The sequence below is a fragment of the Bacillus sp. FSL P4-0248 genome, from assembly GCF_038593305.1.
Taxonomy (GTDB): Bacteria; Bacillota; Bacilli; order Bacillales; family Bacillaceae; genus Bacillus; species Bacillus safensis.
Window position 1 is genome coordinate 2202901 of record NZ_CP151983.1, and the last position, 11831, is coordinate 2214731.

The window sequence follows — 11831 nt, forward strand, 5'->3', positions numbered from 1 at the left end:
ACATCATTTTTTAGAAAAGAGCATATAAAAAAACCTGACTTTTACAAGTACAGGTTTTTTGGTCATGATGTGGCTTCTTGCGGCTGCTCTTCAAAGATACGAAATCCTCTTTTTTCTAACGCTTTTGCAAGGCTATGCTCAGTATTTACTTTTGAGAAATCAATGCCGAGTTTCACTACAGTTTGAGCGATCTCTGGGCGGATGCCTGAAATAATCGTCTCAATTCCTAGCAGCTTCGCACTATCGACCACTTTAAACAGCTGATAAGCCACCATCGTATCAACAACGGGAACACCAGAAATATCAATAAATAAGTGTGTTAGACGCAGTCTTGAAGCCTGTTCTAGTACGGACTCCAGAATGATTTTGGCCCGGTACGTATCGATTTCCCCAATCAGCGGCAAAATCCCAATTTCCTTTGATACTGGAATAACTGGGGCACTTAGCTCTTGAATCATCTCTCTTTGTGCATTCAGCTGACTAAGTGTCACGCGGTCATATTCTTCTGATAAACGCTCAATCATGTCATCAAATGTGGCGTGAAAGTGCTGATTCCACTGACACACATCTTGCAGCGTCACTTCAAGCTCTGTTTCTTGGGTGAATGTCTCAATTCTCGAACAGAAAATGTGGCGGAAAATCTTAAACTGTCCAATGATTTCATATAACGGCACCTCGTGCACTGCTCGATCACGTGCAATATCAACAGACCACTTTTTCAAATGGTTTTCTACTTTGTCAGACAGTGTCACAAGCGTGGCTGCAATGGTTTGAATAAACGCTGTGTTCTGTTCCTTCAGCTTCTTTTCCGTTTCCTCTGAAGCATGTTTAGAATATAATGAGCCTTCTTCTGTTCTTGTTTTTAGCCATTCTTCGGTCATGACAGGGGCTTCTTTTAGGATAAATTCGTATAATTGCTTTGATTTTTCATTTTTCATTTATTTCTTTCGCTCCTTTTTCACTAAAACTCGTGACATACAACTTTTATGTATAAATGACCGCAGATGGTGAACAATAACATTACACGTTTGATATTGGGCTATAGCCAAGTGGTAAGGCAATGGACTTTGACTCCGTGATCGTTGGTTCGAACCCAGCTAGCCCAGTTCAGCACAAAAACGAAGACGGCTGAAGCTTGTTTCAGCTGATCTTCGTTTTTTATTAGGATACCGATTGATGAATCGCTTTCTTCTTTGATATTTTCATAAGTTCTCCGGGATTATAGCCGACCACTAATTTATTCCCATCAATGATGATTGGTCTCCGGAGCAGCTTTGGTTTTTCAATGAGAAGCTGTAAGACCTCGTTTACTTTTAAGTCATTAATATTTAAATTTAAGCTTTTAAAAGCCTGACTTCGTGTGGCTAAAATTTCATCCATTCCCTCTGTTGTTAAAGAAAGAATCTTTTTTAATTCATCTAGTGTTGGCGTTTCTCTGAAAAGGTGACGCTCTTTAAAATCAATTTGATTCGCCTTTAACCAATGTTTTGTTTTGCGGCAAGACGTGCAGCTCGGGTATGAATAAAAAGTAATGTCACTCATTAGTCTTCCTCCTTAGGTCGTTAACCTTTTCTCTTATGGAGTAAGTACCCTCATGTTTTTCGGCATAAACACTTTTTCATCATTTTTTCAAAAAAATTTTTTCTGCATTCAAAATAAATTGTTCACATGATGTCAAAAATGTAAATGTTTACATAACAAGTGATGATCAGCTATAATATGAATCAAAGGGGTTTTTATGGGGAGGGAAAGAAATGAATCGCATGTTCCGCGTGCTTGGCTTTTGGACGGGTATTTTTGCTGTCATGTTCTATTTAGGACATATGAAAGATGCATCGCTGCTATTCTTCGGTCAAACCGTTCTTTTTGTATTTTTATCCTACTTGAATTTATCCGAAAGAATGTATATTTACATTTTCGGAGCGTACTTGACGATTTTCTTTGCCGGATTTACATATTATTCGATTTTCATCATGGTTCCCGGTACCGGACATTAATTGAAAAAAGCATCTCTATAAAAAGAGATGCTTTTTTTCATACGTTTAAAGAGAAAATCCATTAATAAACGGATTTTGCTCCTGCTCCGTCAGCACAGTCGTTTCCCCGCCATGTCCGCTTAAAACAAGAGTTGATTCTGGCAATGACAATAATTTTTGATGGATTGATTGTAGCAGCACTTCCTGACTGCCGCCTACTAAATCTGTTCTCCCGATGCCGCCTTCAAATAGCGTGTCACCAGAAATAACAAAGCCCTCTTCCGCCGAATAGTAAGACACACTGCCTGGTGAATGCCCTGGTGTATGGAACATTTCTAATGTAAACGACCCAATTTGAAGCGTTCCTTCTGACGTAATCAATTTTTCAGCTTCTTTGACCGTAATTCCATTCCCAATCAATCGAGCTGAACCGTTTAATTCAGCGTTCGTGAGCCATTCTTTTTCATTTTCGTGTACATACAGCGGCACTCCCCACTCTTCGCGCACCTCATCTGCCGCGCCAATATGATCAAAATGAGCATGTGTCAATAAGACAGCAAGCGGTGTAAGCTGTTTTTCTTTTACATAGGAAATCAGTTTTTGCGCTTCACCGCCTGGATCAAAAATTAAGCATTCTCCCTGTTCATTTTTCCAAATATATGCGTTCGCTTGTACATAGCCTAGTGGCATTTTTCTCCAATTCATTTTCATCACCTACTTTATTCATTCTTTTTTATTATGAAGGCTATTCAATAAAAATTCAAACAATCGTCAACTGGAATCTACTCGACAAGCTTTATGAAAACGGTTAAAATGAAAAGAAAGGAAATCAAGGGGATTGATGACAAAGGGGGACTTTCATATGATGCTCGTCATTATTTTTGGTCTAGTCACGATTTTAGCTGCGCTCGGCATCTATCGCTCACTAAAAAAAGTGAACGTACTTGCCATCGCTTTTGCAGGCGCTACATTTTTGGTTTTTGGATGGTTCACTGTCATGACCATCATCTATAGCGGTTATCCAACTGCACATTAAAAGCCTGCTTATAGCAGGCTTTTTTATTGATTTAAATGCTTATTCACGCTTTCTAATTTGCTTGTAAGTGTTGTGGTTTGATCCCGTCTGTCATCGATGCGAATATTGGTCGCTACTCGGTGCAATCCCTTTTCAAAAGGGGCTTCATGAATGCGCTGAATGACCTCAAATAAAACGGATAATTCGCCTTCAATTAACGTATTCATCGGTGTTAATTGATATTTGATTTTCCCTTCTTGTTGAAAGCCTTCTAAAATTCTTTGTACATCTGCTACATAAGCACTGACACTTGGTGTTTCAGTGCCTATCGGAATGATGGTGACGTCTGCTATAGCCATAATTTTTCCCCTTTCCATTAAATTCTCATGTTTTCTCGTCCTCATTGTAACCTATCCTCATTCAATCATGCCATGCTTACGTTGCGTTTACGGCAGGTTTGTCTCGTTCTATCGTCAAATCCGCTCTCTCTACCTTCCCGATCTTTGTAAACAGAAGCAGGCATATACCTGAAACAGCTTCAATGATGCCGCCGGCCGCAATGACATACCCAGATCCAAATATTGTTGCCATATAGCCGCCAAGGAGGGCGCCTAACGGAATCATTAAGTAGGAAATCATGTTGATGATCGCATACACTTGCGGCTGATCCTCTGCCTTTACTGACAATTGAATCATCGTATGTTCGGGTACGTTAACTGCACTAATTGCTGCTCCTAAAGCAAAAGCTGATATAAACACAAGAGGCAACAATGCGTTCATACCTGTGATGAAGAAGGCGATTCCATCAACGATCCCAGCGCCTATAAACAGCAATCCATACCGATTCACTTTTATCTTTGTCAAAACAAACCCCATCAAAAATGCGCCTAGTGCAGTTGTGACTTTGATGAATGAATAGACGACCGGTCCACTATGTAAGTCTTCTGTTAAATAAATAACAGACAATGCTTCCCATGGTGCCGCAGCAAAGTTTGAGCAGACACAAAAAATCGCTAATGGAAACAAAATATGGTGGCTTCTAACAAGTGAAAAACCTCGAATTAATCTTTTGCCGTAAGATAATCCTTTTTTGGCTTTATCGATGATGACGTCTGTTTGATATGAAATCATGAACACCAATAAAGCGGACAAAAGGTAAAGAGGAATGATCACAAGCATTGTATAACCTACGCCTGCAAATGCAATCATGACACCACAAATCGTGACCGTCACAAGTCTTACTACATGACTTGCTGATTGGATGGTTGCATTCGCTTTTTGTATGAGGTCCTCATGGACAAACTTTGGAATAATCGATACAGATGCCGGTTCATAGGAGCCTCCTGTCGCCGAATGCAGCAGCATACAGCCAATGATGAGTGCTAATGGGGTGAAACCATAAAAGTAACTAACCACGATCACAAGGATAATCGCTCCTCGTGTTAAATCAGCAAAACACATCCAAAACTTCAATTGATGCGGCTTCATCATAGGCGTAATAAATGGCCCAACAATCGCTTGAGGAACAAAGCTGACTGCAATAAAAAAAGCTGTCCCTATGGCCCCTTTCCCTCCTAGTACTAAAAGCCACAAGATGGTGTTGAAAGATAAACTATCAGCCGTAATTTTGCACATTTTAGAAACAAATAAATAAGTAAAATTTCTTTTCCACAGGCTTTGAGCACTCAATAGTCGACATCTCCCTAAATCATATCCTTTTTTTTACATCCATATCTTTCACCATAGCTTACAAGGAGGCCTTCGTCAATTACTTCAACATTGTTTTTATTGACCATAAGCAATTGATTTTCTCAAAATATGAAAAAGCACCAGACAGGTGCTTTTAACACTTACACGCTTCCCACAAAAGCCGCTTTGTTTTTTCATAGATCGAATCAAATTGAACCATGGAAAGAGGATTTTTCCCTAGACCAAGCTCGACTGTATAGCCCTCATTATGAAATTGATAAATAAACCAATCGCGATAGCCTGCATAGCTGTCGAGATATTGGATCGGTTTGTAGCCGCTCACTAGTTCGAATCGTTTGACCGTTTCTTTTGAGCTGGCTGGCTCATGGCCAAGAAACCCCCAATAGATCTCTTCTCCTTGTGTATGAAGGGCGATCAGCCGGTCAAATCGTTTTCGCAACGCAAGATTGGCCATCGCTTTCGCTTCTGGTTCTGTTAATGGCTCACGCCCAGGATAATCCCGGTAGGACGGTGCCTTCGACTGATGACGATAGTACTCGATCTCCCAATAAGCTGGGAATTGATTGTTTAAATCCACCCCTCGAATATTTGCTTTCCATTCCCGGTAATCGGAATATCCCTCGTTTAGCAGTGTGAATTCTTCACGATGAAGACCTAGTGACTCCGGTCCATTACGTACCAAATCGACTCCATCTGGATTGACCATTGGCACGATGGATAAAGCGGTGGTCTGCAGGATATGAACCGCTTCATAATGTCTTGCCTGCACTGGGTCAGACGCTGCTAAGCAAAGCGATTTCAACCATTTTAATAAAACAGACGTCGTGATCCATTCATTTGCATGAAATGAGGCATTGAGATGAATAGAATGTAAATGCTGAACAGGCTCTGTTCGGATCTCATAAATAGGTGTATCAAGCACTGAATGGCCAATGACGCTGATATGAAGAAAAGGAAATACAGCTTTCAAGCGGCTCAGCTCTTCTTCTAATCGAGCGCTATCATATTCAAATGTTCCATTGATCCAATCATCGGATTGCTGCAGTCTGTAAGGTGCAATAAATCTCTGCACATCACCTATCGAATCAAATACATGGACTCCTTCTGGAAGTCTATATCCTGGTAAAAGAAGCTCATCAGTGCTTGTTTGATTTGATAAATGAAAAGCCGCTTTTCCTATGCCAAGCTGCTTTGCCACAGCATCCCTCCCTGCTTCATCCAGCTGCCATTCAATTTTTCCAAACGACGTTGTCTTCATTTACATCCCTCCTCTCATACTATATGAGCCGGAAGGCAAAAAAAGAAAACCCCTGCTTCTAAAAATAGCAGAGGTTTTTTCATCTATTAGGACGCCTTTTTCAGCTCCGTTTCACCTTCTTTTTTGGATGGTGAATGGTCCGGGCTGTTTCGATCATAAAATCTAAGGAGATCCCCGTAGATGATTTGATCAGAGAACTGAAGCTCCTGCTTCGCCTTCTCTTCATAAGACTGACACACGTTTTTATCATCTGCTGGCTCGCCTGTTTCTTTATTGTAGCAAACACCATCTGTAAAAATGCTGTCTTTCGTAATAAAGCTTCCATCACGGAGTACTGTAAAGTCATTCTTATCTTTCGATAAAAGGTCATGACCAAATTGAATTTGTTTACTTGTATCAATCCCTAGAAGATTGAGTACAGTTGGGCGGATATCGACCTGACCGCCTACCGTATCAATTTCTTTTGGATGTTGATCTGTCACCCCTGGAATGTGTACAACAAACGGGACTTTTTGAAGCTGTACTTCTTCAAATGGCGTAATCTCTTTATTTAAAAATTGTCCCATGGCTTCGTTATGGTTTTCAGAAATTCCGTAGTGATCCCCATACAAAACAAAAATGGAGTTATCGTATAACCCAGCTTCCTTCATCTTTTTAAAGAAAAGCTTAAGGGCTTCATCTTGATAACGCACTGTAGGGAAGTACTTGTTCAGCGTTTTGCTCTTTGAATCATATTCATCAATGAGCTTATCTTCTTCATCTAAATCAAAAGGGAAATGGTTCGTTAATGTAATCAATCTCGTATAGAAAGGCTGCGGGATCGATTTCATTAATTCAGCGGACTGCTCAAAGAACGGACCATCTTTCAGTCCCCAGCCAACTGAGTTTTCTTCATTCACATCAAATGATTTAATATCAAAGAACTTATCGTAGCCAAAGCTATCGTAGATAAGGTCACGGTTCCAGAAGCTTTTGTTATTCGCATGAATAACAGAAGAGTGGTAGCCCTCATCCTTTAACAGCTCAGGTGTCGCTGTAAACTCATTACTTGGATTTGTGAAGAACACAGCCCCTCTTCCAAGTGGATAAAGAGAATTATCTACAATAAACTCTGAATCAGATGTTTTCCCTTGACCTGTTTGGTGATAAAAATTAGTAAAGTTATAGCTCTTCTTGATCAATTTGTTTAAAAACGGAGTAATTTCTTTCCCGTTTAATTTTTCATTGATCACGAAACTCTGTGTAGATTCAAGTGATACAAGAATGACATTTCGTCCTTTTGCTTGACCAAATGTCTTTTCATTACGGTCCGTTTGATTTGCGCTTACATAGTTTTCAATTTCAGTTAAGCTATTACTGTCAGCAAGAGCTCGTTGGGCGGACTGCTTCGATTGCAATACCCCGTCATAAATATGGAAGTTATATAAGCTGATATTTTTCACCAGCATCTCACGGTCAAATGAGCGAGTAAGGAGTTCTGGTCGTTCTGTTTCAGCTAAACCAAGGTTAAAGAAGAATGTAGCTGCCACAAATAAGTAATAGGCCGCTCGTTCTTTTCGTGAAATTGTGACATCTGTTCTAAAGGAAGGCTGTTTTTTATAGAGCCAAATTAAAATGATGATATCAACAAACATCAGTAAATCGACTGGTTCAATTAAAGAGGTAATACTTGACCCGAGGTCACCCATATTGTTTGTTTGAAATAGGACGGGGATGGTTAGAAAATCACTATAGAATCGATAAAACACAATGTTGGCTAACAAAACGAATGTTAGGATAAAGCTTGTCACGATGATATATCGATTGCGGTTTTTTTCTTTAAAAAATAAACCGATACCGAAGATAAACAAGAGAAAGCTAAGCGGATTAATAAACAGGATAAACTCCTGCATGAAATTTTCAATTTTAATATTGAAGCTAGATTTATAGATAACATAGGTTTTGACCCACATCAGCAATGTCGCAATCAGTAAAAATGAAATCGCCTTTAATCTATTCTTTCGCATTGTAACCTCCTTATGCTAAGCGCGCACCCAGGCTCTGGATATACCCTAATTATTGGTGCTTCTAGAAAAATAACTAAAGTATATCTTATCCTGTATATGATGGAAAATCAATGTCTTTTTCCTCATGACAAACTTATGAATATGCTAAACATCCAATTTCATGCCTATCTATCGCTTTTTTTAATAAAAATGACATCATTATGACTTTTTTGTTCAAGACAGCCATTTGGTTTTTGCCATCCATGCCCCGCCGATAACACCCGCATCGTTTCCGAGTGATGCAATTACCACTTCAACATCGTCAGCGCAAGGCGGGAAAGCATGTTGTTTCACAATGCGCTCTACTTTACTGCGAAGAAGCTCACCTGCTTTTGAAACACCGCCGCCAATCACAATTTTTGTTGGGTTTAAAGCACTAGCAAGATTCGCTAGGACAAGTCCAAGATGTGTCGTCACTTCTTCTACGACACGCATTGCAAGATCATCTCCGTTTTCTGCCGCTTCAAATACATTCTTTGCCGATAGCGAAGCGAGCTTGCCAAGTGAAGATGTATGCTGCTCGGTTTCTAATTTATCCTTTGCAATCCGGACGATGCCAGTTGCAGATGCGATCGTTTCAATACAGCCTGTTCTTCCGCAGTTACACGGTGCACCTTGAAATGGAACGGCACAAATATGGCCAATTTCTCCGCCAGCTCCTGTTTCCCCTTGAACGACTTCACCGTTGACGATGATGCCGCCGCCAACCCCTGTTCCAAGTGTGACCATCAGGATATTTTTTGCGCCATCGCCTGCACCCTTCCACATTTCACCGAGTGCAGCAATATTCGCATCATTTTCAATGACAGATGGAAGTCCCGTCTCTGCCTCTAGGTGATCTTTCAAGGGGTAGTTTGTCCAGCCCAGATTCGTTGTTTTATAGACGATGCCAGATACTTTATCTACAGGTCCAGGTGCACCCATTCCGATCCCAATAAGTGCTGATTTCGGCATACTGATCTCAACCAGTTTATGGTCAATTGATTTGGCAATATCGACTGTGATCGTCTGCCCGGATTTATCCGTAGGAATCTCCCACTTATGCTGAATTTCACCATATAGATTAATGAACGCAAGCTTAATTGTCGTACCGCCAAGATCAATACCTACAAACCAATCCCCTGTCATATGCCCTCCACCTTCACATTGTTTTTCGATTTAATTTGGCTAGCTCCATTTGAAGAATCGTCATTGCGTTTGACCATTCGGTCCGGTCAATGATGCCTGATGTATACATTTCCTTCAATTCGTCTGCCATAAATTCTAATTCTACTTCACGATCTCCGAAATACACATAATTTCCAAATCTCATGAGCAGCTGCTGTACATCATATAACGTTTTCATTGTTTCCACCATTTCTTCTCATTAACAGTTAGGATAAGCGTATTCATAAATGCGCTTTCAGTCAAGTCATTCAACGTGTTTGACTATTTTCTATATATTGTTTCAGCTTTAAAAATTGATCATTTTGAGGATCTTGTTTTAACGCTTTCGCTAATAGATCCTCTGCTTTCGCTGTCTCTCCTTTTTCTACGTATAAAAGCGATAAATGATACAGTTTATTTGGATCATCTGGATCTTTTTCAAGCGACTTTTGTAAAAATTGAATAGCCTTATCAAGTCGGCCCTGCTGCGCTTCCGATAGTGCATAGATATGAAGTGCCTCAGCTGATGCATCTTTATCGTGCACATATTCCTCTAGTCGTTCACTTGCTTCGCTGTACTTTTTCTCATCAAATAAACTCGCTGCTTCGCTTGCTGCCGCTGCTTCCTTTTGATCGTCAGAATGAAACCCTGTATACAATCCAAAACCGCCAATAAAGAGCAAAGCAGCACTCGCAAGAAGCATTTTGACAGGCTGCACCTGTTTAGGCAGACGGACTGCTAATGCGGTGAAAAAACCGCCAACCAGGCCGCCAAGATGCCCTGCGTTATCAATACCTGATACAGTGAAGCCTATTCCTAGGTTAATGAGGATAATGACAATAATATTTGTCCCCATCGTCCGAAAGAAAAGCTTTCGATTTGAGATGGCTAAATATAACAGTGCGCCTAAGCAGCCAAAGATCGCGCCAGATGCGCCGGCTGCAATTGCCGTATTAAACACAAAGCTCGCTATGGAGCCAAAAATGCCGGAAATGAAATAGATGAGCAAAAATCTTCCCGACCCATAAATTCTCTCAACAGCCGCTCCAACGGACCAAAGAGCAAAAGTATTAAAGAGTAAGTGCGTCAAGCCAATATGTAAAAACATTGGTGTCATCAGGCGCCACCATTCACCCTCTAAGATCAGCACATTATTTTTAGCACCAAATGCTGTTAAAGTTGCGGTATTGGTACTTCCGCCTGACAGCTCAAGTAAAAGAAACATCACCACTTGGACAGCGATCAGCAAGTAGGTAAAAATGGGTCTGCCATTTTGAAACACGGCCCGTTCTCGTTCTCGCTGCTTTTCCTGATCATCAAATGCCTGAAGCACGTTCCTTTTCAGCTGCATGGCATCCTCAGCTGTGTCTCTCTTCGCTTCTTCTACATTTACTGCAAGCGATGTATTCAGCCATTTTTGCAGTTCGTTTACATCGTTTTGAAGCGTGTCTGCATTGAGTAACACAGGAGTAACTGTCACCTTATTCTCTTTTTGCGGCTGACCGTTTAGGTCTTCCCAATCATCTACTGGAACATCAGTTGTAAATTGCAGCTGCAGGAGATGAAGAGATCGTTTACGCATAGCTTCTCTCAGCTGATTGATCCGATATGTTTGCTCCTCGATATCTCGAACGATCTCCTGCTTGAAATTCACATCTTTTCTATATAGACGGATGAGATCATAACCTGAGTTTCGTGGTGCTTCAAAAAATATTTCATCTTCTGGGTACGGACTTTGAATCATCTCGTATCCTTTTTGTCTTAGTTCATCAACAACTCGCCAAAATAAACTATCTATGACATTCATACATTCGCGCTCCATTTTTTACATTATTATAGCAAGAATCGTTCTTATCCGCATTTCTAAACAAAAAAATCCCGACTTTTGCGGGATTAGAATGCTTGGCGAATAAATTTCGTCCGAAAATATGGGATTTTCATCAGCCATTTAATCAAAAAGTGCCGGACTTGATTTTGGCCTAAAACCAAATTCATGAGCCGATAACGATTTTGCACGAGAACGAATGCAAACAGTGTGAACACAATGCTCCAAATCATTTTATTCATCATATTCCCTCCTATGTTCGTATCGTGGCTTAAATAGGATTTGTTTATGCATGAACCATCGTTTTTATCGCTTAAAAGGTTCCTTTCATAAGCAGGCCTTTACAATCTAATCCCTTGTTCTTTTGATTGAATATAATAGACCTCTCCGCACTCTGATTGATCATAAGAAACGTCAAATTGAGGCAGCCTACAATCCCGCTCTAACTCCTCCACCTTGTGCGGGAAGTAACTGCCGTATGGATTTGGTGTATGAACATATACAGCGTCTAAACCAAGGTCATGTTCGTGAATACAAATCCAAGTTTGGTATGGCTTTTCAAAGCTTTCAAGCTGTTTTAGCCGCCTATGATATAAAACGATATGAGCTTTGATATGCTCTCTTCTTATTTTTAAGCTATTTTCCCCGACTCCAAAAAAATCAAGGTGCGTATGCCAAAAATCAAACCATGAATCACGATCAAGTTTTAAGTCACAAGTATTCACTTCCTCCCACATATTACGGAAGTATCTTTTCTTTCCACGAAATTTTTTCAAAACATATCCCTCGTCAGCTAAAATGCCTTTTAATGAAGAATGTTGATCGCTATCGTGTATGTGACTTTTGATCATAAGC

General features: G+C 40.3%; 14 protein-coding genes and 1 tRNA gene. 3 read left to right on the forward strand and 12 right to left on the reverse strand.

The features are described from left to right. Window positions 1-62 precede the first annotated feature (62 nt). Window positions 63-938 carry an STAS domain-containing protein gene (locus tag NST65_RS11215; RefSeq protein WP_024422979.1) on the reverse strand — a complete coding sequence of 292 codons (876 nt, stop codon included), beginning with the start codon at window positions 936-938 and terminating at the stop codon, window positions 63-65. 97 nt (window positions 939-1035) lie between these two features. Between NST65_RS11215 and NST65_RS11220 the strand changes: the two genes are divergently transcribed. After that, window positions 1036-1106 (forward strand) — tRNA-Gln (locus NST65_RS11220). A 55-nt stretch (window positions 1107-1161) separates the two neighbouring features. Here the strand turns inward: NST65_RS11220 and NST65_RS11225 are convergent. After that, window positions 1162-1542, reverse strand: a complete 381-nt coding sequence (locus NST65_RS11225) for a Spx/MgsR family RNA polymerase-binding regulatory protein (RefSeq protein WP_007501232.1) — start codon at window positions 1540-1542, stop codon at window positions 1162-1164. A gap of 212 nt (window positions 1543-1754) precedes the next feature. Here NST65_RS11225 and NST65_RS11230 point away from each other — a divergent pair, with 212 nt between their 5' ends. Continuing rightward, window positions 1755-1997, forward strand: a complete 243-nt coding sequence (locus tag NST65_RS11230) for a DUF2626 domain-containing protein (RefSeq protein WP_003217440.1) — start codon at window positions 1755-1757, stop codon at window positions 1995-1997. A 45-nt stretch (window positions 1998-2042) separates the two neighbouring features. Here the strand turns inward: NST65_RS11230 and NST65_RS11235 are convergent, their stop codons facing one another. Next, window positions 2043-2681, reverse strand: coding sequence for an MBL fold metallo-hydrolase (locus NST65_RS11235; RefSeq protein WP_111926461.1), 639 nt, complete (start codon window positions 2679-2681; stop codon window positions 2043-2045). 157 nt (window positions 2682-2838) lie between these two features. Here NST65_RS11235 and NST65_RS11240 point away from each other — a divergent pair, with 157 nt between their 5' ends. Beyond that, window positions 2839-3012: a DUF2759 domain-containing protein gene (locus tag NST65_RS11240; protein ID WP_003217333.1), complete on the forward strand. Its 174-nt coding sequence runs from the start codon at window positions 2839-2841 to the stop codon at window positions 3010-3012. A 23-nt stretch (window positions 3013-3035) separates the two neighbouring features. Here the strand turns inward: NST65_RS11240 and NST65_RS11245 are convergent, their stop codons facing one another. From NST65_RS11245 to NST65_RS11285, 9 genes are all read right to left on the reverse strand, one after another. Beyond that, window positions 3036-3350: an MTH1187 family thiamine-binding protein gene (locus NST65_RS11245; protein ID WP_024427984.1), complete on the reverse strand. Its 315-nt coding sequence runs from the start codon at window positions 3348-3350 to the stop codon at window positions 3036-3038. Between the two features lie 76 nt (window positions 3351-3426). Further along, window positions 3427-4680: an MFS transporter gene (locus NST65_RS11250; RefSeq protein ID WP_111926459.1), complete on the reverse strand. Its 1254-nt coding sequence runs from the start codon at window positions 4678-4680 to the stop codon at window positions 3427-3429. Between the two features lie 154 nt (window positions 4681-4834). Beyond that, window positions 4835-5959: a M14 family metallocarboxypeptidase gene (locus tag NST65_RS11255; protein ID WP_111926457.1), complete on the reverse strand. Its 1125-nt coding sequence runs from the start codon at window positions 5957-5959 to the stop codon at window positions 4835-4837. Between the two features lie 86 nt (window positions 5960-6045). Beyond that, on the reverse strand, window positions 6046-7965 hold the full coding sequence (locus NST65_RS11260) for an LTA synthase family protein (protein WP_046311768.1): 1920 nt from the start codon (window positions 7963-7965) through the stop codon (window positions 6046-6048). A 213-nt stretch (window positions 7966-8178) separates the two neighbouring features. Beyond that, the gene (locus tag NST65_RS11265; RefSeq protein ID WP_025092968.1) at window positions 8179-9132 is read right to left on the reverse strand and encodes an ROK family glucokinase; all 954 of its coding nucleotides are present in this window, start codon (window positions 9130-9132) and stop codon (window positions 8179-8181) included. Between the two features lie 13 nt (window positions 9133-9145). Continuing rightward, entirely contained in the window at window positions 9146-9349 is a 204-nt protein-coding gene (locus tag NST65_RS11270) for a YqgQ family protein (protein ID WP_008342322.1), read from the reverse strand. A 70-nt stretch (window positions 9350-9419) separates the two neighbouring features. Beyond that, window positions 9420-10958, reverse strand: coding sequence for a rhomboid family intramembrane serine protease (locus tag NST65_RS11275; RefSeq protein ID WP_111926455.1), 1539 nt, complete (start codon window positions 10956-10958; stop codon window positions 9420-9422). An 86-nt stretch (window positions 10959-11044) separates the two neighbouring features. After that, window positions 11045-11218 carry a hypothetical protein gene (locus NST65_RS11280; protein WP_162176177.1) on the reverse strand — a complete coding sequence of 58 codons (174 nt, stop codon included), beginning with the start codon at window positions 11216-11218 and terminating at the stop codon, window positions 11045-11047. Between the two features lie 99 nt (window positions 11219-11317). Next, the gene (locus NST65_RS11285) at window positions 11318-11827 is read right to left on the reverse strand and encodes a hypothetical protein (RefSeq protein ID WP_254001365.1); all 510 of its coding nucleotides are present in this window, start codon (window positions 11825-11827) and stop codon (window positions 11318-11320) included. Window positions 11828-11831: the final 4 nt, after the last annotated feature.

Coding starts and splice junctions, on each gene's coding strand:
- NST65_RS11230 (WP_003217440.1), top strand. CDS start 1,755: ATGAATCGCATGTTCCGCGTGCTTGGCTTTTGGACGGGTATTTTTGCT.
- NST65_RS11255 (WP_111926457.1), bottom strand. CDS start 5,959: ATGAAGACAACGTCGTTTGGAAAAATTGAATGGCAGCTGGATGAAGCA.
- NST65_RS11225 (WP_007501232.1), bottom strand. CDS start 1,542: ATGAGTGACATTACTTTTTATTCATACCCGAGCTGCACGTCTTGCCGC.
- NST65_RS11275 (WP_111926455.1), bottom strand. CDS start 10,958: ATGAATGTCATAGATAGTTTATTTTGGCGAGTTGTTGATGAACTAAGA.
- NST65_RS11270 (WP_008342322.1), bottom strand. CDS start 9,349: ATGAAAACGTTATATGATGTACAGCAGCTGCTCATGAGATTTGGAAAT.
- NST65_RS11215 (WP_024422979.1), bottom strand. CDS start 938: ATGAAAAATGAAAAATCAAAGCAATTATACGAATTTATCCTAAAAGAA.
- NST65_RS11260 (WP_046311768.1), bottom strand. CDS start 7,965: ATGCGAAAGAATAGATTAAAGGCGATTTCATTTTTACTGATTGCGACA.
- NST65_RS11240 (WP_003217333.1), top strand. CDS start 2,839: ATGATGCTCGTCATTATTTTTGGTCTAGTCACGATTTTAGCTGCGCTC.
- NST65_RS11235 (WP_111926461.1), bottom strand. CDS start 2,681: ATGAATTGGAGAAAAATGCCACTAGGCTATGTACAAGCGAACGCATAT.
- NST65_RS11265 (WP_025092968.1), bottom strand. CDS start 9,132: ATGACAGGGGATTGGTTTGTAGGTATTGATCTTGGCGGTACGACAATT.
- NST65_RS11280 (WP_162176177.1), bottom strand. CDS start 11,218: ATGAATAAAATGATTTGGAGCATTGTGTTCACACTGTTTGCATTCGTT.
- NST65_RS11245 (WP_024427984.1), bottom strand. CDS start 3,350: ATGGCTATAGCAGACGTCACCATCATTCCGATAGGCACTGAAACACCA.
- NST65_RS11285 (WP_254001365.1), bottom strand. CDS start 11,827: ATGATCAAAAGTCACATACACGATAGCGATCAACATTCTTCATTAAAA.